Here is a 23,792-nt window from a genome sequence, read left to right on the forward strand (position 1 = left end):
ACAGGAGGTTGTCATGAAGTACGTGAATCTGGGGCGCACGGGACTCAAGGTTTCCCGATTGTGTCTGGGTTGCATGACTTACGGCGAAGCGTCGCGTGGTCGGCATACCTGGACCTTGGCCGAGCAACCGAGTCGGGTGTTGATCAAGCAGGCGCTGGATGCCGGGATCAACTTTATCGACACCGCCAACAGCTATTCGGCGGGCACCAGCGAAGAGTTTGTGGGGCGCGCCCTAAAGGATTTCGCGCGCCGTGATGAAGTTGTATTGGCGACCAAGGTGTATTTTCCCTGGGGCGACAAACCTAATACGGGAGGCCTGTCGAGAAAGGCGATTTTCCAGGCCATCGACGACAGTCTGCGACGTCTGGGCACGGACTATGTCGACTTGTATCAGATCCATCGCTGGGACTATTCGACCCCGATCGAAGAAACCCTTGAAGCACTCCACGATATCGTCAAGGCCGGCAAGGTTCGCTACATCGGTGCCTCGTCGATGTACGCCTGGCAGTTTGCCAAGGCGCTGTACACCGCCGACCTCAATGACTGGACGCGATTCGTCAGCATGCAGAACCACATCAACTTGCTCAGTCGTGAGGAAGAACGGGAAATGTTGCCGTTGTGTCGCGAGGAAAACATTGCCGTGATGCCTTGGAGCCCGTTGGCCCGTGGTCGCCTGACCCGGGACTGGGGCCAGAGCAGCGAGCGCTCGGAAAACGACGACATTGCCAGGAACCTGTACGCCGATGACGATCTGGCCGACCGCGCGATCATCGAGGCGGTGGCGACGGTCGCTCGGGCCCGGGGTGTGCCCCGCGCACAAGTGGCGCTGGCATGGGTGCTGGGCAAATCTGAAGTCACCTCGCCGATTGTCGGTGCTTCGAGGGCCGGGCACCTGGAAGATGCCATCGCGGCGCTGAGCATTCAGTTGAGTCCTGAAGAAGTGCAATTGCTGGAAGCGCCTTATCGGCCCAAGGCGATTGTCGGCCAGTAAGGTGGGAGCGGGGCGCGGCGACCTCAGGTCGCCTGCGCATCCGTTGATTCAAGTTTCACCAGCGCCGCCCGCAGCGCTGTCGGCAATGCCTTCACCGGCCTCCTGTTCACACTGTCCACGTACACATGCACGAAATGGCCTTGCGCAGCGGCAACGTTGTGGCCGCTGCGAAAGACCGCCAGTTCGTAGCGAACGCTGCTGGTGCCGATGCGGGCGACACGCAGCCCGATGTCCAGTACGTCAGGGAACTGCGCCGAGGCGAAGTAACGACACTGGGTCTCGACCACCAAGCCAATGGTTTGCGCGCCGGCCTCCAGGGGCAGCAAGGCACGTTGCTCCATGAGCCAGGTATTCACCACCGTGTCGAAGTAGGCGTAATACACCACGTTGTTGATATGCCCGTAACTGTCGTTGTCCGCCCAACGCGTCGGCATCGGGCGGAGTACTGGAAACAGATCACGGGTTTGTGCCGCCTGTCGTTGCGTCACAGCGCCCCCTGATAAATAGCCAGGGCTGCGTCGTAGGTCATCTCGCGTGGGTTGTTGATCAGCAGGCGCGTTTGCTTCATGGCGTCTTCCGCCAGTTTTGGCAGATCGGTTGCCTGAATGCCCACGTCGGCGAGGCGCGTCGGCAGGCCCAATTGAACCGGCAGGCGCGTCATTTTCTGCAGCAATGCAGCCGCCAGCGCCGCGCTGTCGCCCTCAGCGTCGGGCACGACCACCCTGGCCAGTTCGGCGTACAAGGCTTGGGCTTCGGGCAGGTTGAACGCCATCACCCCCGGTAGTAGCAGGGAATTCGACAGGCCATGCGGCACATGGAACAGCGCGCCGACGGGATAGGCGAGGGCATGCACGGCGGCCACCGGCGCATTCGCGAACGCCATTCCGGCCAGGCAGGCACCGAGCAACATTGCTTCGCGGGCGGCCACGTCCTGTCCCTGCTCGCAGGCCTGAACAATGTGCGTGCTCAGCAGGCGCAGGGCGTCGAGTGCGAGGCAGTCGGAAATCGGGTTTTTCAGACGCCGGCTGGTGTAGGCCTCCAGGGCGTGAACCATCGCGTCAATGCCGGTCGCCGCCGTGACCGACTTTGGCAAGCCCAGGGTCAGGAGCGCGTCGAGCAGCGCACAGTCCGGCAGCAGCAGCGGCGAAACGACGCCTTTCTTTTCGCCGCTGGCGGTGGTGACGATGGCCACGGGAGTGACTTCGGAACCGGTGCCGGCCGTGGTCGGAATCAGGATCAGCGGCAGGCGTTGACCGCTGGCGAGGCCGACGCCGTAGATCATCTCCAGGGTCTGTTCGCCCCGGGCCAGCAAAGCGGCGAGTTTGGCGACGTCCATGGGGCTACCGCCACCGATGCCGATCACGCCATCCGCGCCGACGAAACACGCTGCGGCGGCCGCAGCTTCAACCATGGCTGACGTGGGGTCGGCTTCGACATCGGTGAATACGCTGATGGTGACGCCGGAGGCCTGCAAACTGGCTATCGCAGCGTCCAGCAGACCCAGGCGCTGGACGCCGGCGTCGGACACCAGCAGCACTGAGCGCATCCCGTGCTGGCGGGCGATTTCACCGAGGCGGGCCGTTGCACCCGCTTCGACGAGCAGGGATTTGACGGTCTGGAAACTGAAGCTTTTGAGCATGGGCAGGTTCTCGAAGGTGACGGGGAGTGCCTGGCGGGCGAGAAAAGCCGCCACCATGGCTTTCAATCGATTATCGACGTCGACTACCGTAGGCAGTAGCGGCTAATTCCATTGAGTGGGATTGGCTGAGACGTCGTCTCCGCGTTTTCTGTAAACCGTTGAGCCGCCGTTGTCATGATCAAGATTGAGGAACGTACCGATGCCCAGAAAACTCACTGAGTCCCGCAGCTCGCCCTCCAACCGTTCAGTCGAGCGCGCACTGTTGATCCTGCGGGCCTTCCGTCCCGGCGTCGCGGCCCTCGGTAATGCAGAGTTGGTGGAGCTGACCGGTCTGCCGCGCTCGACCATCAGTCGTCTGACCCAGACGCTGGTGGAAAACGGTTTCCTGCAATACGAATTACAGCGAGGCACCTACCGCCTTGGACCGCCATTGCTGAGCCTGGCCCATGCCCTGCGCCTGGAATCCGAGATCCTCAAACTGGCCCAACCGCTGATGCGTGAGATTGCTGAAGGCCACAAGATCAACGTCGGCCTGGCGGTCGCCGACCAGACGGACATGGTGTATCTGGAGTCTGTGCGCAAGAACCGCAGCGGACTGTTTCGGCATGTCACCAGCGGTTCGCGCGTGCCCATCGAAATCACCTCATTGGGGCAAGCGTACTTGTCGACCTTGTCCGGCCCGGCGCTGGACTCGCTGCTGAATCAACTCAAGCCCCGCCACCCGAAAAACTGGAAGCAGGTGCGCGCCGCGATCGCTCAGGCACGTACAGCGCTGCACAACCAGGGTGTCTGTCAGGCTTCGTGGCAGGCCGGCATTACCTCCATCGCTTTGCCCCTTGGGCTTGAGGATCAACCGCCCTACGTGTTCAACATCAGCTTCGCCAGCCAGGATTTCACGGCCGGGCAAATCGACAGCGAGCTGGTGCCGTTGCTTGAAGGCCTGTTGCAAAAAGTCCGTGAGCAATTGGCGCAGGTCCGCGCCCTGGAAGACTTGTCGTAGAGGGTTTGCGCCCGTGAGCGAAGGCAAGTGGCGTGGATCTGCAGCGGCAGGTTGATCCGGGCAATTCCATTCAGTGGGATTAGGCCGTCGCTGCCGGGCAAGCGCTTGCACATAATCGGTTGACATGACCTGCGGCCCTTGCGGCGCGGCGAAAACAAGAAACCGTTATGGAGATCGTTTTATGGGCACCTCATCCCGACCGTCAGTGTCGACTTCCAGTGCGCTGAAAGGCGTGCGAGTGATCGATTTGTCCAGGGTGCTGGGAGGGCCGCTGGCGGCGCAGATTCTCGCCGACCATGGCGCCGATGTGATCAAGGTCGAACCGCCGCAGGGCGATGAAACCCGCGAGTGGGGGCCTCCCTTCAGGGGCGACGCCTCGGCCTACTTCCTGAACGTCAATCGCAATAAACGCACACTGGCCCTGGACCTGTCCAAAGAGGAGGGGCGTGAGGTCCTGATGCGTCTGCTCGAAGACGCGGACGTGCTGATCGAGAACTTCAAACCCGGAACGCTGGAGAAATGGGGCATTGGCTTTGACGTCCTGTCCAAGCGCTTCGAACGATTGATTCACGCCAGCGTCACCGGTTTTGGCAAGGACGGGCCATTCGGTGGCCAGCCGGGTTACGACTTGATGGCGCAAGCGTGGTCGGGACTGGTCTCCACCAACGGCACACCGGAAAGTGGCCCGCTTCGCTTGGGGATTCCGGTGATCGACATGTCCACCGCCAGTAACGCTGTGATCGGCATTCTGCTGGCGCTGTATGAACGGGATCGGTCCGGCCAGGGGCAGCATGTCGACCTGACGCTCTACGACACGGCGATCAGCCTGTTGCACCCGCATGCGCCCAACTGGTTCATGTCCGGCAAAGTGCCGGGGCTCACCGGCAATGAACACCCGAGCATTTCGCCTTACAGTCTGTTCACCACCAAGACCCAACCGGTGCTGATCACTGTGGGCAACGACAACCAGTTCAAGCGGATGTGCGCGGTGCTGGAGTTGCCGGAACTGGCCGAGGATGAACGCTTTTCCAGCAACGCCAAACGCATCATCAATCGCCGGGTTCTGACGGATGCCATGGAAGCGCAACTGGCGCATTTCGAAGGCGTGGACATCTGCCAGAAACTGATGGCCGTGGGCGTGGGTGCCGGGGCTGTGCAGTCGGTGGACCAGGCGTTGACGCATCCCCACACCGTGCATCGCGAGATGGTGGTGCAGATTGGCGAGTACCAGAGCACCGGGATTCCGATCAAGTTGTCGCGTACCCCCGGTCAGGTGCACAGCGCACCGCCGGAGTACAACCAGCACGCCCGGGAGATTTTGCGCGAAGCGGCCTATTCGGACGCGCAGATCGAGCAGCTGTTGGGTCAGGGCGCGGTCTTGTCCGAGCGAAAACGCCATGATTAATGACTCCGCGTTTGCCGAGGAAGATGCTCCGTCCGTGCTGTATCTGCTGGATCGTCAGGTGGCCTGGATCACCCTCAATCGCCCGGCAAGACGCAACGCCTTGAGCGCCAGCATGGACGCCGAGTTGCGGGCCAGTGTGATCCGTGCCGAGCACGATCCGGACTGTCGGGTGATTTGCATCAGCGGCATGGGTGAAGGCTTCTGTTCCGGGGCCGATTTGCGGGCCTCGCCAGCGCCGTCGGCGGAGTTGCCCTACGCCCTGGAGCCTCAGCGTCTCGAAGACTTTCGCTTCGGCTACCTGATCCAGGCGCGCAAACCGATAGTGGCCGCGATCAATGGCGCGGCCGTGGGTGTCGGACTGGTGTTGGCAGCGTTTTGCGACATCCGTATCGCCTCGGCCCAAGCGCGTATGGGCTTCACTTACAGTCGGGTCGGGCTGGTCGCCGAGTACGGCATCGCCTGGTGGCTGCCGCGGTTGATCGGGCCGGGCGCGAGCAACGACCTGTTGTTGTCCGGGCGTTTGATCGAGGCGGCGGAAGCCCGGCAAATGGGGCTGGTCAATCATGTGGTCGAGGCCGAAGGCTTCAACGCTCACGTCGAAGATTATCTGCTTGCGTTGGTGGAGCGTTGTTCGCCGCGCTCGCTGGCGGTGATCAAGCAGCAGGCCTGGGCCGCCCACGAACAAACGTTGCTGGAAGCCGTCCGTAGCAGCCAGCAGGCACTCAATGTCGCGCGCCGCAGTGCCGATCATCAAGAAGGTGTGTTGGCGTTTCGCGAGAAACGCTTGCCCCGGTTCTCTGGAGAGTCTCAATGACCGACGTTCCTTTTGTCACTGTGGTCGAGCGCGATGGCATCGCCGTGCTGACCCTGAATTCGCCGGATACCCGCAACGCGCTGAGCACCGCCCGGGAGTTCGACGCCATCGAGCAGGCCTGCGCCCGCCTGCAGAGCAACCGCAGTATTCGCGTCGCGATACTGACCGGCGCCGGCAAGGCCTTTTGCGCTGGTGGCGATGTAAAACTGATGCACCAGCGTGCCCAGGATCGCACCGCCGAACCGATTGAAGAACGCTATCGCTACCAGGAAGGCATCCACCGCGTGACCATGGCCTTGCACCGGTTGGAGGTGCCGATCATTGCCGCGATCAATGGCCCCGCCATCGGTGCCGGCCTGGATCTGGCCTGTATGTGTGATCTGCGGATCGCCAGTGAAAAAGCCACCTTCGCCGAGAGCTTCGTCAAGGTCGGGATCATTCCGGGGGATGGCGGCGCCTGGTTGCTGCAGCGCGCCATCGGGGTCGCACGGGCAGCGGAAATGACGTTCACCGGCGACACCATTGATGCGCCCACGGCCCTGGCTTACGGCCTGATTTCCCGAGTGGTTGGGCACGAGGCACTGCTGGATGAGGCGCAGGCCCTGGCCGAGCGCATCGCCGTCAACCCCGGTCACGCGTTGCGCATGGCCAAGCGTTTGATGCGCGAATCGGCCCATGCACGGCTGGAAACCATCCTGGAAATGTCGGCGGCTTTCCAGGCGCTGGCCCATGCCACCGATGACCACCGTGACCGGGTCGAAGCCATTGTTCGGCGCATCGGTTGACCCACTCTTTTCAGGACTGCCTGTCATGACGAATATGTACGAAGTGCGCGCAGGGATCGCGTTGCTGACGCTCGACAACCCACCGGTGAACGCCTTGAGCCACGCGTTGCGTCGCTCCCTGGCCGAGCGTCTGGCGCGCTGCCTGGCCGACCCGTCGGTGCGCGGCATCATGCTGCTCGGCACCGGTGGCCGAGCCTTTTCGGCGGGTGCCGATATCAGTGAGTTCGACTCGCCGGCCAGCCAGGCCGATCCTTCCCTGAGCAGCTTGATTCAGCGGATCAAGAACTCATCCTTACCGGTGCTGGCCGCCATCGACGGGCATGCGTTGGGCGGTGGACTTGAGTTGGCCTTGGGCTGTCATTGGCGAGTCGCCAGCGGCAAATCGCGCCTCGGATTGCCGGAAATTCACCTGGGACTGATTCCCGGTGCGGGTGGCACGCAGCGTCTGCCTCGACTGATCGGTGTTAAACCGGCTTATGAAATGATGCTTTCGGGTCGTCCTGTCGATGCCGAGCGGGCGCTGGCGCTTGGTCTGGTCGATGGCGTGCTCGAAGGCGACTTTCGCGAGCAGGCCATCCATTGGTTTCTGGCCTTGCTCGACAGCGGCAGAGGCGTGCGCCCAAGTCGCGAACAACCGGTCGCCGAAGACGCTCTGCCACCGCTGTCCGACAGGACCTCCACTCACGCAGCTCAGGCATTGCGTCGTTGTGTCGAAGCGTCGATCCATCAGCCGTTCGATGTCGCGCTGCAATTGGAGCGTGAGACCTTCGCCACGCTGGAGCAAAGTGCTCAATCGGCCGCCTTGCGCCATGGCTTCTTCGCCGAGCGTCGCGCCAGCCATTTGCTGGGCCTGGAGGCCGGGACGCGGCCCTTGCCCTTGCGCCAGATTGCGGTGGTCGGCGCGGGAACGATGGGCAGCGGGATCGCCATGTGCTTCGCCAATGCCGGGTTTGCCGTCAGCCTGCTCGACGTCAACCCGGACTCTCTGGCCCGTGGCTTGAGCACCATTCGCCAGACCTACGAGGATCAAGTGCGCAAGGGGCGACTGAGTGTTGAGGCGGCCGAAGGGCGGGTCCGGCAGATTGAGCCACACAGCGGTTTCGAGGCCATCGCCGACGCGGATCTGGTGATCGAGGCGGTGTTTGAAGAGCTGGCGGTCAAGCAGACGGTCTTTGAAACCCTGGACCGGGTCATGAAGCCGAGCGCCTTGCTGGCGAGCAACACGTCGACGCTGGATATCGACAGCATCGCCGGTTTCACTCAGCGTCCGGGTCAAGTCCTGGGCCTGCACTTTTTCAGTCCGGCGCCGGTGATGCGTCTGCTGGAAATCGTCCGTGGTCGCGCAACCCGCGATGACGTGCTGGTCACCGTCCTGGACCTGGCCAAGACACTTGGCAAAGTCGGCGTGGTGGCGCGCAGCGGTGACGGGTTTATCGGCAACCGTATGTGGCATCAATATTTGCGCCAGGCCTCGTTGTTGGTGGAAGAGGGGGCCTCGCCGATGCAGGTGGATCGCGCCTTGCAGGACTGGGGCTTTGCCATGGGGCCGTTGCGGGTCGCCGACCTGGCGGGGCTGGATGTCGGGTACAGCATTCGTCAACGCCAGTACCGCGACTATCCGCATCAGCGCTGGTCCGGCTGGCTCGATCGCATCAGCGAGGCGGGACGGCTCGGCCTCAAGGGTGGCCAGGGCATCTATGCGTACCCCGAAGGCAGTCGGCAACCCGCCGAAGATCCGGTGATTCAGGCGCTGATTGATGAGTTCCGGCGTGAACACGGCGTCGTGGCCCGCTCGTTCAGCGATGAAGAAATCGTCAGCCGTTGCCTCGACGCGCTGAGTGTCGAAGGGATTCGCCTGCTCGAAGAGGGCATTGCCCAGCGAGGTTCGGACGTCGATGCCGTGTTCCTCAATGGCTATGGGTTCCCCCGGGCGCAGGGCGGGCCGCTGTTCCAGGCCGATCAGGCCGGATTGCCGGCGCTGATCAGCCGATTGAAGCTGCGCGCCGCCGAATCTGAAGTGCCGTTCTGGACGCCACCGCGTTTGCTCTGCAACCTGGCGCAGCGCGGTGACAGTCTGTCGGCCTATGAAGGGGAGGGTCGCTGATGAACGAGGTCGTGATTCTTTCCACGGCGCGCACGCCGATCGGCAAGGCCTATCGCGGTGCCTTGAACGCCACTCACGGTGCAACCCTGGGCGGGCATGCCGTGGAACACGCGTTGGCACGTTCCGGCCTTGAGGCCGGGGACATTGATGATGTGTTGATGGGCTGTGGCCGCCCGGAAGGGACGGCGGGCGAGAACATCGCCCGGCAAGTGGCATTGCGTGCCGGGCTGCCGGTGTCGGTGCCGGGTGTGACCATCAATCGCCTGTGTTCTTCGGGCTTGCAAAGCATCGCCATGGGCGCACACATGATTGCTGCTGGCGACGTGCAGACCGTGATCGCCGGTGGCCTGGACAGCATTTCCTGCGTGCAAAACGAGCACATGAATCACTTTATGGAGCAGGACCCCTGGCTGCTTACCCGGCGACCCTCGATCTACTTGAGCATGATCCAGACCGCTGAAGTCGTCGCGCAACGCTACGGGATTTCCCGCGAGCGTCAGGACGCCTTCGCCGCACGCAGTCAGCAACGCAGCGAACGGGCTCGGGCCGAAGGCCGTTTTGCGACGGAAATCGCGCCGATGGACGTGCTGCGCCAGGTGCGGGACAAGGACACCGGACAGTTGCGCCACGAGTCCTGGCGTCTGGTCGAGGACGAAGGGATTCGTCCGGGAACCACTGCCGAAACCCTGGCCACCCTCAAACCCGTGATTGAAGGAGGCTGCGTCACGGCGGGCAACTCCAGCCAGTTATCCGACGGCGCATCGGCTTGCGTATTGATGGACGCCCGCCGGGCTGAACGCGCCAACCTGCAACCCCTGGGCTATTTTCGCGGGTTTGCCGTAGCCGGTTGCGAGCCGGACGAAATGGGCATCGGACCGGTGCTCGCGGTGCCTCGCCTGCTGGCCCGGCACGGTTTGCACGTCGACGACATTGATCTGTGGGAACTCAACGAAGCGTTCGCCGTGCAGGCGTTGTATTGCCAGGAACGTTTGGGCATCGACGATGAGCGCTTGAACGTCAATGGCGGCGCGGTCGCCCTGGGGCATCCCTATGGCATGTCCGGTTCACGTCTGGCTGGACACGCGCTGATCGAGGGCCGACGACGAGGGGCTCGCTGGGTGGTGGTGACGATGTGCATTGGTGGAGGGATGGGCGCAGCGGGTTTGTTCGAAGTGGTCTGAGGCCACCAATTTCAATAAAAACAACAACACGAGAGCTTTCTTATGAACACAGCCAATAACAGTGTGACGGCCGGGGCTTGCGTCCCAGCCTCGCAAGCCCCGAGTGCTGACGCCAGCCGTCAGTCTATCCGCCGGGTCGTGCTGGCCGGCGCCTTCGGAACGGTGGTCGAGTACTTCGACTTCAGTGTCTACGCGTTTCTGGCGACCACCCTGGCCGCCGTGTTTTTCCCTGCCGAGAACCCTACGGCGGCGTTGCTCTATACGTTGGGCGTGTTCGGCGCCGCGTTTGTTGCCCGTCCGTTGGGCGGCATTCTGATCGGCCACCTCAGCGACCGTTATGGTCGGCGTCCCGCCCTGACTGTCGCGGTGGTCGGCATGGCGTTCGCCAGCACCTTGATCGGTTTGTTGCCGGCCTACGCCAGTGTCGGGATCGCTGCGCCGGTGATGCTGTTCGTCCTGCGTTGTGTGCAAGGGTTGTCGGCGGGCGGTGAACTGGGGAGTGCCGGTTCCTACGTGGCGGAAGTGGCGCCGGACGGGCGTCGGGGGTTTCTTACCAGCACCACCCAGGTCGGAACGCTGGTGGGCACCATGCTCGGTTCGTTGTGCGTGGGCTTGATGCACTTGGGGCTCAGCAACGAACAGATCCTGTCCTGGGGCTGGCGGATTCCGTTCCTGATCTCGCTGCCACTGGGGATTGCCGCGCTGATCGTGCGCAGCAAAATGGAGGAATCGAAACAGTTCGAGCAGGTAGAGGAACAGGGCGCGGTGGCGAAGATTCCGGCGCTGTCGGCGCTGGTCTCCCACCCTCGGGCCGTGTTCAGTGTGTTTGGCCTGACCCTGGTGTCGTTCGCGTCCTACTATTTGGTGTTTACCTATATGTCTACCTACTTCGAGCGTCAGGGCATCATGCCTCCGGGGCTGGCGGCCTGGTCGACGACATTGACGCTGTTGCTGGCGGCGGTGGCTATCCCGGTGTGGGGCAAGATCACCGATCGCATCGGTCGCCGGCCGATTCTGATTGGGGTGTGTATCGCCAATCTGCTGCTGGCCTGGCCGCTGTTCATCTTTATGCAGACTTCGGTGGGGGCGGCGTTCTTTTCGCAGATCGTGCTCGGGCAAATCGAAGCCGCCTACCTGGGAGTGATCCTGGCCGCCTATTGCGAGATGTTCCCGGCCCGGGTGCGCTCCAGTGGTTTCAGCCTGGGTTACAACTTCTCGGCGATTCTCGCTGGCGGCAGCGCACCGTACCTGGCCACGTGGTTGATCGCAGCGACCGGCGCCCCGCACGCCCCGGCCTGGATCCTGATGGCCATGGCTTTTCTTTCCTTGTTGGTGGCCTTGACGGTGCGTGAAACCGCCAATCGCCCGATGCCGACCGTTTAACGCACTGGAGTCGAGAATGAGCATTCCAAGTTACCCGCAGATTCATCAATACATTGCCGGACGCTGGGTCGAGGGCAGTGGCGCGACGGTCGAACAGGTACTCGACCCCGCGACCGAGCAGGTGCTGGGCAGCTATCGCCACGCTTCGCTCGCGGATATCGATGCGGCGCTGGTTGCCGCAGACGAAGCTCTTCCGCTGTGGCGCGGGCACACCGCTGAAGCGCGCTATCAGATTCTGCGCACGGCCGCCGGACTGTTGCGCCAGCGCAGCGAAGAAGCCGCGGCGATCCTCAGCCTCGAACAAGGCAAGCCGCTGAGTGAATCGAGGATGGAAATCCAGGTCAGCGCCGACGTGCTGGACTGGTATGCCGAAGAAGGTCGAAGGGCGTATGGCCGGGTGATTCCTGGCGCGGCCAACAGTCGTCTGCTGGTGGTCAATGAACCGATTGGCGCGGTCGCGGCGTTCACACCGTGGAATTTCCCCGGCACCACCGTTGCCCGCAAGTTGGGAGGTGCCCTGGCGGCCGGATGCACGGCAATCATCAAGGCCTCGGAAGAAACCGCCGCGACGGCCGTGATCATTTTCCAGTGCCTGGAGCAGGCCGGCTTGCCGGCCGGCGTGGCAAATCTGCTACTGGGTATCCCGGCTGAAATTTCCACGCGATTGTTGAGCAGCAACGTGATTCGCAAAGTTTCCCTGACCGGTTCACTGGCGGTCGGTCGGGTGCTCGGGCACCTGGCGGTGGATAACGACTTGGTGACCACCATGGAGTTGGGCGGCAACGCGCCGGTGATCGTCTTCGACGATGTGGATGTCGAGGCGGTTGCCAGGCTTTGCGCCACGGCCAAGTTCCGCAATGCCGGACAAGTCTGCAACGTACCGAGTCGTTTCTATGTGCATGAGCGCATTGCCGAACGGTTTGCCGCCACGGTGCAGGCCTTCGCCCGGGAACTGCGGGTTGGCCCGGGTATTGAAGCCAGCACGCAAATGGGGCCGCTGGCCAACGTCCGGCGCCTGGCGGTGATGCAACAGTTGGTGGATGACGCACAGCAACGCGGGGCCGATTTGTTGGCCGGCGGCAAACGTCTGCAGCGTGCCGGCTACTTTTTCGAACCGAGCGTGCTGGCCAATGTTCCGGACGCGGCGCGGATGCTGGTCGAAGAGGCGTTTGGCCCGATCATGCCCATCACCACGTTCAGCGATCGCGATGAAGTGCTGTTTCGCGCCAATAACACGCCGTATGGCCTGGGGTCGTTTGTGTTCACCGAGTCCCTGGATCACGCGACCTACGTCAGCGATGCCCTGGAAGCGGGCATGGTCGGTGTCAACACGACGGTGTTGTCGCGCACCGAAACGCCGTTTGGCGGGATCAAGGCTTCCGGGCACGGCTTCGAGTCGGGGATCGAGGGCCTGGAAGCGTATCTGCGCAAGAAGGTCATTCTGCAACACCCACCGGTTCGCGGCGCTGCACGCTGAATCTTGTCGATCACGCCAACCGGACAATCGAGTTGGCGAAGAGGGAGAACATCATGTCTGTTGAAAAAGTGGCGGTCGTCACGGGCGCTGGCAGTGGCGTAGGGCTAAAGACCGCTGGCCTGCTGCATCAGAAAGGCTTTCGGGTGGTGCTGCTGGACATCGACGGCGATGCGGCGATGACCCAGGCCTCGTTGCTGGACCCCAGTGGTCTGACGGTGCTGGCGGCCCCCGTGAATATTTGTGATGAAACGCAGGTGCGTTCGGCCATCGCCCAGGTCTGGGCGCGTTGGGGGCGGGTGGATGTCCTGGTCAATAACGCGGGCCTGCCGCAAGCCAATTTGCCATTCGAGGCGGTTTCAGCCCAGCTCTGGAGTCAGGTGCTGGCTGTCAATCTGATGGGGATTGTCCACCTCGCCCAAGCGGTGGTGCCGCTGATGCGCGAGCGGGGCAGCGGACGCATCGTCAACGTCACTTCGGTGGCCGGTAGCCGTGCCCGACCGGGCATGAGTGCGTATTGCGCGGCCAAGGCTGCGGCCATTTCTCTGACCCAGACCCTGGCTCTGGAACTGGCCGACGCGGGCATTTTGGTGAACTCGGTAGCCCCCGGTTCGCTGGAAACCCCGATGTTCAAGAAGTTTCTGCAACCGGATGAAGCCTGGGACGCCGCCATGGAGCGTTACCTGCCGAACATCCCGCTGCATCGGTTGGGGCAACCCGAGGAAATCGCCGAAACGATCGTCTGGATCGCCAGCGAAGCCCCCGGATTCATGACCGGGCAAAACATCATTGTCGATGGAGGGCGATGCCTGTAAAGGGGCCGCACCCGTGTTGCGCCGTTCAACTTCGCAACACGGGATGCCAGTAAAAGCCGCTATGAAAGTTCATATAACGCGTTAACCAAAACCCGATAAACGTTGCAAAAAAACAGTTTCGTACTTCGAAGCTGCGGATTCTTTTTGTCTGATAAATCCAATAATAAAAGGTGGCGAATATGAAAGTTTTATCGCGCTCAACCGCTTTTCTGCTGGTCGGGACCGTGGTGTTGAGTGACTCGGCATTGGCCGCGGAGGCCTTTGATACGGCGTCTCCGTGGATGTTGGGCGATTGGGGAGGTCTGCGCAGGGAGTTGCAGGAAAAAGGTTACGACTTCGGTTTGAGTTACATTCCGGAAGTGGCGACCAATATCAAGGGCGGATATAACCATGATCGTACGGCGCGGTATGCCGATCAGTTCGCCCTGAGTTCACATTTCGATTTGCAAAAGATTCTGGGGATCAAGGACGCCGACTTCCAATTGACGGTGACCGAGCGCAGTGGCCGGGACATCACCAATGATCGGCTGGTGGACCCGCGCTCCGGCTACATTTCGTCTTCCACCCAGGAAATCTATGGCGCGGGCCAGACCTGGCGCCTGACCCGGCTGTGGTATCGGCAGATGTTTTTCGACAAGGCGCTGGATATCAAGTTTGGCCGGATCCCCGTCGGCGACGAGTTCGGCACCACCGGTTGCGAGTTCCAGAACTGGGCGTTCTGCGGTGCATTGAGTGGCCACGGTTCCAAAGTCTGGTACAGCGCACCGGTCAGTCAGTGGGCGGGGCGGGTCAAGTACAACTTCAATAAAGAAGCGTACTGGCAAGTCGGTGCATTCGAATTCAACCCATCGGAGCTGGAGCCGAGCAACGGTTTCAAACTCAATACCAGCGGGCGTACCGGCACGACTTACCTGACGGAATTGGGCTGGAACCCGCTGTTCGGTGCCGGCTATCAGGGCATGTACAAACTCGGCGCGTATTACAACACCGCGAAAACCACCGATGCCCTGAATGACGCCAATGGCACGCCGCAACCCGTGTCGGGATTACCCCTCGAAGAACGCGACAACAAGCACGGCTGGTATGCCTACGCGCGGCAGAAAATCACGGCGGATGCCAGCGATCCACGTCGCGGTCTCAGCGTTTTTGCCCATTACTCGGCCAACGATAAAACCACGTCGATGATGGATTACCAGGTGGAGCTGGGCGCGATCTATACCGGGGTGTTTGCGTCGCGTCCCGAGGATGATCTGGGCTTTGCGGTGGGCACGCTTCACATCAATCCGGCGTATGCCAAACGCATCGATCTGCAGAACCAGGTGCGCAATCTCACCGACTACGATGATCCGCGCTATCAGCCCGAACGCAGCGCTGAATACGTCGCCGAACTGCATTACGGGTTCAAGGTCGCGCCTTGGCTGACTGTGCGTCCGAACATTCAGTACCTGGCGAATCCGGGCGGTGCGTATCAGGTCGATGACTCGGTGGTGTTGGGTGTGCAAGTCATGAGTAACTTTTAAGCTCGGCTGTTAGCCGGCGGGCGTGTCCGCACCGGACACGCCTGTCGTTCACCATCGACGCTGGATTGCGCTTGTTAGTCAGGCTTCAAAGTCCATGAAGCCTGGGTAAATTCTCTCGGCAGTGCGTTGCTTCTAAGATGCCCGATAGCGTTTTGATCCGTGGCGGAGTCTGCCCGGCTGCTACCCCATCGACCGGCAAGAGGTGAACATGGCTCAGACTTTGAAGATCAATGGAACGGTGCACACGGTCGATGTCGATGACGACACACCGTTGCTCTGGGTTCTGCGGGATGTGCTCGGCATGACCGGCACGAAATTCGGTTGCGGTATGGCCCTGTGTGGCGCGTGCACGGTGCATATGAATGGCGTGGCGATTCGCTCGTGCGTATTACCGGTGAGTGCGGCGGCCCAGGCCGACATCACCACCATCGAGGCGATCGGCGACACGCCTGCCGGCAAGAAAATCCAGGAGGCCTGGCAAGCCCTGGAAGTGGTGCAATGCGGTTATTGCCAGTCCGGGCAGATCATGTCGGCCTCGGCGTTGTTGGCGACCAATCCCGCCCCGAGTGACAGCGATATCGATAACGCCATGTCCGGGAATATCTGCCGTTGCGGCACCTATGTGCGTATCCATGCCGCGATCAAACAGGCGGCGGGGCAGACGCCTTTCGTCAAGGTGGGGGCATGACCATGAAGCTCGACACAATGGCCGTTTCCCGCCGGGGATTTCTGAAGATCGGTGCCGCCAGCGGAGGCGGCTTGTTGCTCAGTCTCGCGTTGCCAGGAGCCGTCGGCGACAGTTTTGCCGAGGGCGCCGAGACGTTTGCGCCCAATGCGTTCATCCGTATCGATCGCCAGGGCAAGGTGACGTTCACCATCGCCCAGGTCGAGATGGGGCAGGGCACCTACACCTCGATCCCGGTGTTGATTGCCGAAGAACTGGCGGTACGGCTCGATCAGGTGGTGATCGAACACGCGCCGGCGGATGACAAACGCTTCGCCAATCCGCTGCTGGGATTTCAGGTGACCGGCGGCTCGACGTCGATCCGCAGCGCTTGGGAGCCGTTGCGCCAGGCCGGCGCTACCGCGCGTACGCTGTTGATTCAGGCGGCCGCCTTGCAGTGGAAGGTTGCACCCAGCGCTTGCATGGCCCGCGAGGGTGTCGTGGTGCATGAAGCCAGTCGGCGAACCCTCGCCTACGGCGAGTTGGTCGAGAAGGCCGCGACCTTGCCGGCCCCGGAAAAAGTTGACCTGAAAACCCCGGAGCATTTTCAGCTGATCGGGCTCACCAGCAAGCGCACCGATTCGCCGGGCAAGGTCAACGGCACCGCCGTGTATGGCATCGACGCCCGGCCCGAAGGGGTCAAGGTTGCCGCCGTGGTAGCGTGCCCGGTGATCGGTGGCACCCTGGCCAGTGTCGATGACCGTGCCGCGCTGGCGGTGAAGGGCGTGCTGCACGTCCTTCGGATCGAGAACGCCGTGGCGGTGGTCGCCGAGCATACGGGCGCGGCGCGCAAGGCGCTGACCTTGCTCGATATCAAGTGGAACGAAGGCGCCAACGCTCAATACACCACGGCGCAGATGCTGAGCGCGATCGAGCAGGCTTCACAGGCGACCGGCGCGGTGGTGCGCAACGTTGGCAATGTCGAGCAGGCACTGGCGCAAGCCGACAAAACACTCGAGGCGGTTTATCAGGTGCCCTTTTTGGCCCATGCCTGCATGGAGCCGATGAACTGCACGGTGCATGTCCGCGCACACGCGTGTGATCTGTGGCTGGGGACTCAAGTCCCGGCTCGCGCACAAGCCGTGGCCGCGCAAATGACCGGGTTGGCCGACAGTCAGGTCCAGGTGCATAACCACCTGCTGGGCGGTGGTTTTGGCCGTCGGCTGGACGTGGATTTTGTCACTCAGGCCGTGGCCTTTGCCAAACAGGTCGCGTTTCCGCTCAAGGTCATTTGGTCCCGGGAAGAAGACACCCGTCACAGTACGTTGCGGCCGTATCATTTCAATCATCTGAGCGCCGGTCTGGATGCCCAGGGGCGGCCAACGGCCTGGACCCACAAAGTGACCGGTTCCTCAATTCTCGCTCGCTGGTTGCCGGCGCGCTTCGCCAACGGCATCGATGGCGATGCGACGCGCGACCCCAGCGGTCCCTATGACTTTCCCAACATCGGCGTGAGTTATATCCGCCATGAGCCGCCAGCGGGCATCACCACCGGTTTCTGGCGGGGTGTCGGTCACACGCAAAACGTGTTCATGGTCGAAGGGTTCATCGATGAACTGGCGGCCAGCGCCGGGCAGGACCCCGTGGCCTATCGTCTGGCGCTGCTGGACAAGCACCCGCGTGCGCGCAAAGTGCTGGAGACCGTCGCGCAAAAATCGGGTTGGGGAACCCCTCTGGAGAAGGGCCGTGGGCGTGGCGTCGCACTGACGTTCTGCTTCGGCACTTACGCTGCCCAAGTGGCGGAAGTGAGTGTCGACCAGGGTGGACAAGTGCGGGTGCACAAGGTGACCTGCGTCGTCGATTGCGGGCGCTCCATTGTGCCGGACAGCGTCGTGGCGCAAATGCAGGGCGGGGCCATTTTCGGCCTGACGGCGACCTTGTTTGGCAACATCACCTTCAAGGACGGGCGAGTCGAACAGGGGAATTTCGACACGTACCGTGTCTTGCGGATGAATGAGACGCCCGTGATCGAAACGCACCTGCTGGACAGCCACGAAACACCCGGCGGGATCGGCGAAGTGTCCACGGTGACGATTGCGCCGGCGGTGGTGAATGCGGTGTTTGCGGTGACCGGCAAGCGACTGCGAAAGTTGCCGGTCGACGCCAGTCAACTGACCAGCGCCTGAGTCGGCATAACGTTTGGAAGACGCTGCGCACTCAGCTTGAGACTGGGATGCGCAGCTCTGAATCGTGGATCGGGCGTTCCCGCCATTTCAACATCTGGCCGCTGCGCGCGTTGAGCACCGCGGTCATTTCCGCGAGCACGGCCAAGGCCACGGCTTCCGGGCCGTCGCCGCCGATGTCCAGCCCCATGGGGTAATGAAGCCGGTCCAGTCCTGGCAGCTTTGGGGTGGTTTCCTGGATCTGCGCGAGCAGTCTTTCGGTACGGTTTCGCGGCCCGAGTTGGCCGATGTATGCCGCCGGGCCGGTCAATACCCGTCCCAGCCGATAGGCCGAACCCTCGACTTTGACCACCGTGGCCAACACGTGGGTGCCAGCGCCGGATTGCCTTGCCTGCATCATGGCTTTCAGTTGACTCACCGTATTCATGGGTGACTCCGCATGACGGTCTGAAATGACGGCTCAGCCACTGTGATCAGAACGGATACTGGCGAGGCACGTGCTGTACCGACATCCAATGTTCGGTGGTTAGCTCATGGATCAAGCCTTCGCTACCGAAGCGCCCCAGGCCGGAGTTCTTTTCCCCGCCGAACGGCATATTCGGCAGGTCGACGGCGGTGATGTCGTTGATATGCGACATGCCGGTTTTCAGACCGGCAGCAAAGCGCTGTGCGCGGGCAATATCCCGGGAGAACACCGCGCTGGAGAGTCCGAACTCGGTGTCGTTGGCCATGTGCAGCGCTTCGGCGTCACTGTAGAAAGACTGGATCGGCGCGACGGGGCCAAACAGCTCGTTGCGACCGATCAGCATGTTCGGGGTGATGCAATCAAACACATGCGGCGGCACGATCAAGCCGTCCGCCGGACCACCCAGGCGTTGTCGAGCGCCTTCTGCATTGGCGGCCGAAATCGAACGCTGGACGCTGAGCAATTGCTTTTGGCTGATCAAAGGGCCGATGACGGTGTCCGGATCATCTGGATTGCCGACTTTCAGGTTCTGGACGCGGGCGACATAACGTTCGACGAACTCGTCGTAGAGTTTTGCATGCACCAGTATCCGGTTGGCAATCACGCAGATTTGGCCCTGGTGCAGGAACTTGCTCACCACCGCGGCATGCACGGCCAACTCCAGGTCGGCATCTTCCAGCACCACCAGCGGCGCATTGCCGCCGAGTTCCAGCATCATTTTCTTGAGCCGTGAACTGGTGGCGATGTTGCTCGCGATACGTCGGCCCACACCCAGCGACCCGGTGAACGAAACGACCCGAGGTATGGGATGTTGAACAAAGCCGTCGCCAATCACCGCAGGATCACCGACCACCACATTGAGCACGCCCGCCGGCAGCCCGGCCTCTTCGAAGATCCGGGCAATCAGTAATCCGCCGGTGATCGGCGTTTCACTCGCCGGTTTGACCACGACAGCGTTGCCCAGGGCAATCGCCGGCGCGAGCGTTCGGCACGTCAGGTGCAGGGGCCAGTTCCACGGGCTAATGACTGCAACCACCCCGACCGGGTTGCGATAGATGCGGTTTTCTTTACCGGGGATGTCGCCGGCGATGATTCGGCCGTACACCTGAGCCGGGAGCATCGAGGCATCCAGAATAATGGCGCGGGCAGCGCCCCATTCCATTTCAGCCTTCATCCGGGTGCTGCCGGATTCGCGAATCAGCCAGTCGACCACTTCGCCATGGCGCGCATCAAGGATCTCGACGGCTCTGCGCATGACCGCTGCGCGCTCGCCTGGCAGGCTTTGCTCCCACTGAGCCTGCGCCGATTGCGCTGCGTTGTAGGCGCGGTCGACATCGTCCAGATTGGCCTGGTGCAGTTCGGCCAGGCGCTCATTGGAATAGGGATTGTTGACTTCAAGCACGGAGCCGGCATTACCCGCACGCCATGCTCCATCGATAAACAGTCCGGCAAATGTATAGGGCGCAGGGGGCGTGTTTGTGCCCGCAATCGTTGATTGAGTCATGGCGGTTCCTTGGTCTTCAGGTCAGGGTCGAGAGGGTTGGAAGCGGGTGGTTCAGCGGGCCTGGGCGGCGCCGCTGCGCAAGGCGATCAGCAATCCGAGGGTACAAATGGCCAGGCCGCACCACTGGGCGATCGTGGGCAGCTCGCCCACCAATGGCACACCGAGCAAAATCGCGATGGCGGGCGCGAGCGCGGGAAAGAGCGCGGCTCGGCCAGCACCGAGATACTGCACAGCCCGGGCGAACGTGAAGAGCGCGACAATGCCCGATAGCAGGCCTTGAACAACGCCTTGCTCGATCAGCATGGCGATCGGCGTTACCGACAAGCGTTGAGTGCCTGCCAATGCCAGGTAAAGCGGGGAGTAGATCGCACCGCTGAGGACCGACACCACGGCGGTGGTGGCGAAGGCATTCAGTTTCCAGCGACGCACCAGGAGGGTGAAAACGGCGAACATTGATCCCGCCATGGCAAACAGCAGATCGCCTTTCCAGGCCAGGGACTGGCCTTCGAGGAGACCGGGGCCGGCAATCGTCACCAGCCCGGCGATGATGACGCCGAGCCCGAGAATACGTGACGCCTTCAGCGGCTCGCGCAGCAGTAAGGCGGCCAGACAGACACTCATCAGCGTGAGAACACCGAGCTGAATGACCGCGCCATGGGCGAGCGGGGCGTATAGATAACCGCTGGCGCCGATCAGCACAAAAAGCGGCCCGGCCAGCAGCGACAACACAATACCCCGTCGCCAGCCGATTCCGGCCAACGTCCGAGGTGAGTTCGTCAGCACCCATGGCAGCAAAATGGCGCCGGCGACGGCATAGCGAATAAAAGCCAGATCACTGGCCTGCAATCCGGCACCGATTCCGTGACGGGAAACCGCGAGAAACGCCCCCCAGATAATCGCCGCTATCGATCCAAATGCAATGCCATAGTGAGTGTTACGGCGCAGTGACGGTAAGGCCGACGCACGTGCAGTTAGGCTTGGCATTGTTTTTCGTCGCTCCTTCACACCCTTGAAAACAGGATTGTTTGTCGGGGAATGAGCCATGGTAGGAGCAAGGAGTGCGCTGAATAACCCCCAAGGCTGGCAATGCCCTTTGAAGGGGAGCTTCATAAAAGGGTGCCTTGTTATCGTCGAAAACTATGGCAAGGCTGTGGTGTGGAATTGCGGGCACAAGGCCAGGCGTTGCCGCACGCCGGCCCGAGCCAATCGATAGACACCACGCGCACTCAGAGGACGTTGCTGCCAGCCTGTGCGAGGTGGTTTTCCTGCATTCCGGCGATCAGATGCAGAGGAATGTGTTGTTGTGCTTCAACGCAAGGGACTTCGAAACTGCCCACTATCTGGAGATGTCGCTCACTCAGTCCGGTCGACTCCTCTGCCTTTGCCATAGCCATTCTCGCGTGGTTCGCTGCGATTTCATTGAGAGTTGACACGTTACATCTCCGGGGTGACTGACCAAACTGGTTTGAGTGCCGCCGCGTCAGAATTATGTCGTTCTGGGGCTGCTACGACCGGCCTTTGCAATCCCCACGCCAGACACGCTCGTGCGCGGCTCGCCAACTTTTCGCAGGCGACGAATGGTGTCCTGCCGACGCTTTTGCAACGCACCGACCGTCAGACTGCTTTGAATTATAGGGACGGGCGGGACTCTACCGTTCGAGGGGCAACTGTTCCTCAATGGCGGTGAACTCCGCACTGAGGCAAGTTAATGACTTCGTTCGATGACTTCAGAATGAAATCCCATGAGCTTTTGATAGAGCTGGACGCCGCGACGATGGGAATGATGACATTGGTGACCTCAAAATGCGTTTCGGGGCCGGAATGGGATGCGGCTTCGAAAAGACAACACGATGCCTATGAACGCTGGAACGCCTTCCTCAATATCCCTGGCTAGCAACCGCAACGCGGGCGGTTTGCGATTCGCGCGTAAAATGGCCATGCACTTCATCAAGAGGAGCCGCACATGGACGCCGACCAAGTGAACAAGCAAGCATCGGAACAAAGAGTGTGGGATCGATACTTCTGCGCTGCGCTGATTGCGGAAAGCAATTTGACGGCACCGATCGTGGGCGAGACCACTCATGACGACAGGCAAAACCTGCTCGTTGAACGGGCCAAAAAGCTCGCTGACAAGATGATGGAACACAGAAAGTAATCAGAGCCCAGCGCGATGGACTTATTCCCTAAAGATACATAGTTCGTGAACGAGTACTCATAAGAGCCAGTAAATGCAGGATTTTTAGGATCAATACCTTGTTATGTATAAATACATCGCAAGGCATCGTAAATTCCAAGCGCCGACGGCGCTTTTCCAGTTGCATTTACCCTTAATCGTTGACGTCAACAACCTGCCCAGAACCGTAAATCCAATCGAAGCACGCTTGATCGAACCACGTAGCGAAGCGCTCGACCTCAGTGAGGACTGTATTGAGCTTGTCCGAATCGACGTGCAGCGTGGGTTCGATCATCCACATCGAATCCATATCCAAACCGCTGGCCTCTACGTGAGCAAGTAAGTCACGTTCATGGTCAGCAAGGAAGAATGGGCTTGGATGCTTCTTCAGATCCTTCGCCGCATGCGTTGGAGTGACACGTGTCAGACTTCCTGGGTGCTGCGCCCGATTCCTGGCCAACACGAGCTGCTCAAGCATGCCAAGATTCGCACCGCTGTCGTCGAATTGCACACCGATGGAGTTCGAAAACACAGTCCTGTAACCGTGCAACCACCCCTTGTTGCGGAACAACGGCTTCCGTTTCTCCGGTTCGATTTCTATCCCGACCTGCTGCTCCCAAGTTTCGAGGTAGACGTGAAGTGCGCCGGCCAGCATCGATACGCAGGAATGGCCGAGCACTTGAACGGCATCAGATGCCTCGTTCCATTCGATCTCGTACGGTGGCTCTCCGTCCTCGCTATATGGCGGCTCAAATGGAGGTTCACCCGCTTCGATTAAACGTATACGCTCGACAAAGGGCGCAGTGGCATCGCGATACAAGTGCCGAATGAAGTTAACGCGCTGTTTCAGAAACCAAGCGACGTCCATCAGATACTCCCTGCAATTGAGCGTTTTAGAACGTAACTGAACGATAGGTATTCCGTCTTTTCAACGGCCCAATGATGTAAGCGCCGACCTGGCCATCTTCAGAGTTGCAGCCACTACAGAGTTCAACGTATACCTGCGCATTCGGTCAGTCGCCCAATACCTTGCGGATTGCACGCGCAAAGCCCACCTCAAATATCGTTCGGCCACGCTCGTTGACGATTTCACCATGGCTTCCTTCGCACATTCCCCGCTCTTCGAGATAGTTCCGCGATACCGCCTTCTGTAAGGCTTCACGTTCAGACTGAGTCAGCTGTGCGGACAGAGCAAGGACAGCAATCGGTTGCGCTCCAGGCACAGACGCGATTGTTGAGCCAAGTGGACGCCGGTCTACGGTCACCTGTGTATTGGCCTTCAGGATGTTGAGTTGTGCCTTGAGCTTGTCACGCTCGGTGATAATAGTCTGCATGATGGAGCGAATGGCCGGATCCTCAATGCGTAGCAGATACTCGTGGCTTGCCAAAGTCTTTGTAGTTTTGGGAGCCGCAGGCCCGACGTAGACGGCCCAGGATTCGATGAGCGCGCGATAGTCGGCAGACGGGGCGTTGTAGAGCGCACGCCCTTTCATAATGCCTGCTGCTTCAGCCAAGCGACCAATGGCCGGCAGGGAGAAGTCGCGTGAACCAGCCTCATGCTGTTTGCGGCACAACTCATGCATTTTTGCCAGGTTTTCCCGGCGATTCGAACGCCCCCCCTTGGCCAGCAAAGCTTCCAACATCGCATCAGGATGAATGTCTGTCAGACCGTTCATACTCCACCCCCTCGA

At 61.1% G+C, this 23,792-nt stretch carries 23 protein-coding genes; 15 read left to right on the forward strand and 8 right to left on the reverse strand.

Translation table 11 applies throughout. The features are described from left to right. Positions 1-13 precede the first annotated feature (13 nt). Positions 14-991, forward strand: a complete 978-nt coding sequence (locus HB680_RS11555; protein ID WP_213938671.1) for an aldo/keto reductase — start codon at positions 14-16, stop codon at positions 989-991. A gap of 23 nt (positions 992-1,014) precedes the next feature. On the opposite strand, the gene HB680_RS11560 is transcribed toward HB680_RS11555, so the two are convergent. Then, on the reverse strand, positions 1,015-1,425 hold the full coding sequence (locus HB680_RS11560) for a thioesterase family protein (protein ID WP_213939006.1): 411 nt from the start codon (positions 1,423-1,425) through the stop codon (positions 1,015-1,017). 50 nt (positions 1,426-1,475) lie between these two features. Next, entirely contained in the window at positions 1,476-2,630 is a 1,155-nt protein-coding gene (locus tag HB680_RS11565; RefSeq protein WP_213939007.1) for an iron-containing alcohol dehydrogenase, read from the reverse strand. A gap of 199 nt (positions 2,631-2,829) precedes the next feature. Between HB680_RS11565 and HB680_RS11570 the strand changes: the two genes are divergently transcribed. From HB680_RS11570 to HB680_RS11625, 12 genes are all read left to right on the forward strand, one after another. Then, positions 2,830-3,630 (forward strand): IclR family transcriptional regulator, encoded by an 801-nt coding sequence (locus tag HB680_RS11570; protein WP_213938673.1) that lies wholly within the window; start codon positions 2,830-2,832, stop codon positions 3,628-3,630. A gap of 181 nt (positions 3,631-3,811) precedes the next feature. Beyond that, complete coding sequence (locus HB680_RS11575; RefSeq protein WP_213938675.1) at positions 3,812-5,035, forward strand: CoA transferase; 1,224 nt, start codon at positions 3,812-3,814, stop codon at positions 5,033-5,035. Continuing rightward, positions 5,028-5,849: an enoyl-CoA hydratase-related protein gene (locus HB680_RS11580; RefSeq protein ID WP_213938676.1), complete on the forward strand. Its 822-nt coding sequence runs from the start codon at positions 5,028-5,030 to the stop codon at positions 5,847-5,849. The genes HB680_RS11575 and HB680_RS11580 overlap by 8 nt, the downstream gene beginning before the upstream one ends. Then, complete coding sequence (locus tag HB680_RS11585) at positions 5,846-6,634, forward strand: crotonase/enoyl-CoA hydratase family protein (protein ID WP_213938678.1); 789 nt, start codon at positions 5,846-5,848, stop codon at positions 6,632-6,634. The genes HB680_RS11580 and HB680_RS11585 overlap by 4 nt, the downstream gene beginning before the upstream one ends. 25 nt (positions 6,635-6,659) lie before the next feature. Next, entirely contained in the window at positions 6,660-8,738 is a 2,079-nt protein-coding gene (locus tag HB680_RS11590; protein ID WP_213938680.1) for a 3-hydroxyacyl-CoA dehydrogenase NAD-binding domain-containing protein, read from the forward strand. Next, positions 8,738-9,919: an acetyl-CoA C-acyltransferase gene (locus HB680_RS11595; protein WP_213938681.1), complete on the forward strand. Its 1,182-nt coding sequence runs from the start codon at positions 8,738-8,740 to the stop codon at positions 9,917-9,919. Before HB680_RS11590 ends, HB680_RS11595 begins: the two co-directional genes overlap by 1 nt. A gap of 42 nt (positions 9,920-9,961) precedes the next feature. Then, positions 9,962-11,302: an MFS transporter gene (locus HB680_RS11600; protein WP_213938683.1), complete on the forward strand. Its 1,341-nt coding sequence runs from the start codon at positions 9,962-9,964 to the stop codon at positions 11,300-11,302. A 16-nt stretch (positions 11,303-11,318) separates the two neighbouring features. Continuing rightward, positions 11,319-12,779: an NAD-dependent succinate-semialdehyde dehydrogenase gene (locus tag HB680_RS11605; RefSeq protein WP_213938685.1), complete on the forward strand. Its 1,461-nt coding sequence runs from the start codon at positions 11,319-11,321 to the stop codon at positions 12,777-12,779. A gap of 53 nt (positions 12,780-12,832) precedes the next feature. Continuing rightward, positions 12,833-13,591, forward strand: a complete 759-nt coding sequence (locus tag HB680_RS11610; protein ID WP_213938687.1) for an SDR family NAD(P)-dependent oxidoreductase — start codon at positions 12,833-12,835, stop codon at positions 13,589-13,591. 179 nt (positions 13,592-13,770) lie between these two features. Further along, entirely contained in the window at positions 13,771-15,111 is a 1,341-nt protein-coding gene (locus HB680_RS11615) for a carbohydrate porin (RefSeq protein ID WP_213938689.1), read from the forward strand. Between the two features lie 208 nt (positions 15,112-15,319). Next, complete coding sequence (locus tag HB680_RS11620; RefSeq protein WP_213938692.1) at positions 15,320-15,799, forward strand: (2Fe-2S)-binding protein; 480 nt, start codon at positions 15,320-15,322, stop codon at positions 15,797-15,799. 2 nt (positions 15,800-15,801) lie between these two features. Further along, positions 15,802-17,961, forward strand: coding sequence for a xanthine dehydrogenase family protein molybdopterin-binding subunit (locus HB680_RS11625; RefSeq protein WP_256735513.1), 2,160 nt, complete (start codon positions 15,802-15,804; stop codon positions 17,959-17,961). Between the two features lie 31 nt (positions 17,962-17,992). Here the strand turns inward: HB680_RS11625 and HB680_RS11630 are convergent, their stop codons facing one another. The 4 genes from HB680_RS11630 to HB680_RS33080 all read right to left on the reverse strand — a co-directional run bounded on the left by HB680_RS11630 (position 17,993) and on the right by HB680_RS33080 (position 21,361). Then, the gene (locus HB680_RS11630; RefSeq protein ID WP_213938695.1) at positions 17,993-18,385 is read right to left on the reverse strand and encodes an XdhC family protein; all 393 of its coding nucleotides are present in this window, start codon (positions 18,383-18,385) and stop codon (positions 17,993-17,995) included. Between the two features lie 46 nt (positions 18,386-18,431). Further along, positions 18,432-19,928, reverse strand: a complete 1,497-nt coding sequence (locus HB680_RS11635) for an aldehyde dehydrogenase family protein (RefSeq protein ID WP_213938697.1) — start codon at positions 19,926-19,928, stop codon at positions 18,432-18,434. A 51-nt stretch (positions 19,929-19,979) separates the two neighbouring features. Then, the gene (locus tag HB680_RS11640; protein WP_213938699.1) at positions 19,980-21,038 is read right to left on the reverse strand and encodes a DMT family transporter; all 1,059 of its coding nucleotides are present in this window, start codon (positions 21,036-21,038) and stop codon (positions 19,980-19,982) included. 116 nt (positions 21,039-21,154) lie between these two features. Continuing rightward, on the reverse strand, positions 21,155-21,361 hold the full coding sequence (locus tag HB680_RS33080) for a hypothetical protein (protein WP_346657374.1): 207 nt from the start codon (positions 21,359-21,361) through the stop codon (positions 21,155-21,157). 275 nt (positions 21,362-21,636) lie between these two features. On the opposite strand from HB680_RS33080, the gene HB680_RS11645 reads away from it, so the two are divergent. Together HB680_RS11645 and HB680_RS11650 are read left to right on the forward strand one after the other, a co-directional pair. Then, positions 21,637-21,822, forward strand: a complete 186-nt coding sequence (locus tag HB680_RS11645) for a hypothetical protein (protein WP_213938701.1) — start codon at positions 21,637-21,639, stop codon at positions 21,820-21,822. Positions 21,823-21,891: 69 nt separating this feature from the next. After that, entirely contained in the window at positions 21,892-22,083 is a 192-nt protein-coding gene (locus HB680_RS11650) for a hypothetical protein (RefSeq protein ID WP_213938702.1), read from the forward strand. A 172-nt stretch (positions 22,084-22,255) separates the two neighbouring features. On the opposite strand, the gene HB680_RS11655 is transcribed toward HB680_RS11650, so the two are convergent. Both HB680_RS11655 and gmtX read right to left on the reverse strand, forming a co-directional pair. Continuing rightward, positions 22,256-22,969 carry a hypothetical protein gene (locus tag HB680_RS11655; RefSeq protein ID WP_213938704.1) on the reverse strand — a complete coding sequence of 238 codons (714 nt, stop codon included), beginning with the start codon at positions 22,967-22,969 and terminating at the stop codon, positions 22,256-22,258. 145 nt (positions 22,970-23,114) lie between these two features. After that, positions 23,115-23,777, reverse strand: a complete 663-nt coding sequence (gene gmtX / locus HB680_RS11660) for a gamma-mobile-trio protein GmtX (RefSeq protein WP_213938705.1) — start codon at positions 23,775-23,777, stop codon at positions 23,115-23,117. Positions 23,778-23,792 lie beyond the last annotated feature (15 nt).

The sequence above is a fragment of the Pseudomonas sp. dw_612 genome, assembly GCF_018449725.1.
GTDB lineage: Bacteria > Pseudomonadota > Gammaproteobacteria > Pseudomonadales > Pseudomonadaceae > Aquipseudomonas.

What these genes read in the sequence shown, in the direction of transcription:
- HB680_RS11585 (WP_213938678.1), top strand. Translation starts at nt 5,846, where the DNA reads ATGACCGACGTTCCTTTTGTCACTGTGGTCGAGCGCGATGGCATCGCC.
- HB680_RS11570 (WP_213938673.1), top strand. Translation starts at nt 2,830, where the DNA reads ATGCCCAGAAAACTCACTGAGTCCCGCAGCTCGCCCTCCAACCGTTCA.
- HB680_RS11655 (WP_213938704.1), bottom strand. Translation starts at nt 22,969, where the DNA reads ATGGACGTCGCTTGGTTTCTGAAACAGCGCGTTAACTTCATTCGGCAC.
- HB680_RS11600 (WP_213938683.1), top strand. Translation starts at nt 9,962, where the DNA reads ATGAACACAGCCAATAACAGTGTGACGGCCGGGGCTTGCGTCCCAGCC.
- HB680_RS11555 (WP_213938671.1), top strand. Translation starts at nt 14, where the DNA reads ATGAAGTACGTGAATCTGGGGCGCACGGGACTCAAGGTTTCCCGATTG.
- HB680_RS11575 (WP_213938675.1), top strand. Translation starts at nt 3,812, where the DNA reads ATGGGCACCTCATCCCGACCGTCAGTGTCGACTTCCAGTGCGCTGAAA.
- HB680_RS11630 (WP_213938695.1), bottom strand. Translation starts at nt 18,385, where the DNA reads ATGAATACGGTGAGTCAACTGAAAGCCATGATGCAGGCAAGGCAATCC.
- HB680_RS11595 (WP_213938681.1), top strand. Translation starts at nt 8,738, where the DNA reads ATGAACGAGGTCGTGATTCTTTCCACGGCGCGCACGCCGATCGGCAAG.
- HB680_RS11625 (WP_256735513.1), top strand. Translation starts at nt 15,802, where the DNA reads ATGAAGCTCGACACAATGGCCGTTTCCCGCCGGGGATTTCTGAAGATC.
- HB680_RS11605 (WP_213938685.1), top strand. Translation starts at nt 11,319, where the DNA reads ATGAGCATTCCAAGTTACCCGCAGATTCATCAATACATTGCCGGACGC.
- HB680_RS11645 (WP_213938701.1), top strand. Translation starts at nt 21,637, where the DNA reads ATGACTTCGTTCGATGACTTCAGAATGAAATCCCATGAGCTTTTGATA.
- HB680_RS11640 (WP_213938699.1), bottom strand. Translation starts at nt 21,038, where the DNA reads ATGAAGCTCCCCTTCAAAGGGCATTGCCAGCCTTGGGGGTTATTCAGC.
- HB680_RS11580 (WP_213938676.1), top strand. Translation starts at nt 5,028, where the DNA reads ATGATTAATGACTCCGCGTTTGCCGAGGAAGATGCTCCGTCCGTGCTG.
- HB680_RS11565 (WP_213939007.1), bottom strand. Translation starts at nt 2,630, where the DNA reads ATGCTCAAAAGCTTCAGTTTCCAGACCGTCAAATCCCTGCTCGTCGAA.
- HB680_RS11590 (WP_213938680.1), top strand. Translation starts at nt 6,660, where the DNA reads ATGACGAATATGTACGAAGTGCGCGCAGGGATCGCGTTGCTGACGCTC.
- HB680_RS11635 (WP_213938697.1), bottom strand. Translation starts at nt 19,928, where the DNA reads ATGACTCAATCAACGATTGCGGGCACAAACACGCCCCCTGCGCCCTAT.
- HB680_RS11650 (WP_213938702.1), top strand. Translation starts at nt 21,892, where the DNA reads ATGGACGCCGACCAAGTGAACAAGCAAGCATCGGAACAAAGAGTGTGG.
- HB680_RS11615 (WP_213938689.1), top strand. Translation starts at nt 13,771, where the DNA reads ATGAAAGTTTTATCGCGCTCAACCGCTTTTCTGCTGGTCGGGACCGTG.
- HB680_RS11560 (WP_213939006.1), bottom strand. Translation starts at nt 1,425, where the DNA reads ATGCCGACGCGTTGGGCGGACAACGACAGTTACGGGCATATCAACAAC.
- gmtX (WP_213938705.1), bottom strand. Translation starts at nt 23,777, where the DNA reads ATGAACGGTCTGACAGACATTCATCCTGATGCGATGTTGGAAGCTTTG.
- HB680_RS11610 (WP_213938687.1), top strand. Translation starts at nt 12,833, where the DNA reads ATGTCTGTTGAAAAAGTGGCGGTCGTCACGGGCGCTGGCAGTGGCGTA.
- HB680_RS11620 (WP_213938692.1), top strand. Translation starts at nt 15,320, where the DNA reads ATGGCTCAGACTTTGAAGATCAATGGAACGGTGCACACGGTCGATGTC.